Source organism: Oleiphilus sp. HI0067 (assembly GCF_001635735.1).
This window is the reverse complement of sequence record NZ_LWFI01000514.1, coordinates 1-626: the sequence shown is the minus strand read 5'-3', so window position 1 is coordinate 626 and position 626 is coordinate 1. Positions and strand designations below refer to the sequence as shown.

The 626-nt window shown below is 42.7% G+C and carries 2 protein-coding genes; both read right to left on the bottom strand.

Annotation, left to right across the window (positions count from 1 at the left end; all coding sequences use genetic code 11):
* A partial coding sequence (locus tag A3739_RS06110) for a phosphoribosyltransferase (RefSeq protein ID WP_369821087.1) occupies window positions 1-238 on the bottom strand: 238 nt, incomplete at its 3' end.
* 124 nt (window positions 239-362) lie between these two features.
* A partial coding sequence (locus tag A3739_RS06105; RefSeq protein WP_197472105.1) for a fasciclin domain-containing protein occupies window positions 363-626 on the bottom strand: 264 nt, incomplete at its 5' end.

Sequence of the window (626 nt, the reverse complement as noted above, 5' to 3'; positions counted from 1 at the left end):
GCACTTTTACTTGTTTAGCGCGTTCGCCAATGGCCGTATAGCTCGAAGTACGAATAGCAATGTGGTCGCATTTGACGCCAAGCACTTCAAACATTTCTTGAACAGCGATGCCTACTGGAGCACCACCACGCCATACGCCTACGATGTAGTCAGGGCGGAAGCCACTTTCATAAATTTGAATTGCTAGCTTGAATGAGTCTTCAAGAAGTTGCTGGGCGCTGATAAAAGTTTTTTCCATTGTTCGTACCAAATACAAGTAATAAGTAATCGGCGCGAACTATAGCCAAAAAAGGATTAACTTTCATTAGAAATAAAAAAGGTCGGGTATTCCCCGACCTTATAGTACTGATCTAATGTCGCACTTAGTTAGTGCTGAGAATAACTGAATCGATCAAATGGATCGTACCATTGCTCGCTTTAATATCAGTTTCGATTACTTTAGCGCCTTCAATCAGCAAATCACCATTTGAAATTTCTACTGACACTGATGAACCTTCTCGAAGTGTTGCAACGTCAGAGCCATTAGCTGCGTATGCTGCCAATGCACTGACCTCTGAACCCAAAACGTGCTGCAGCAAAATATCTTGCAAACCTTCGACGGCACCAATGTTATTTTCATCGAAACC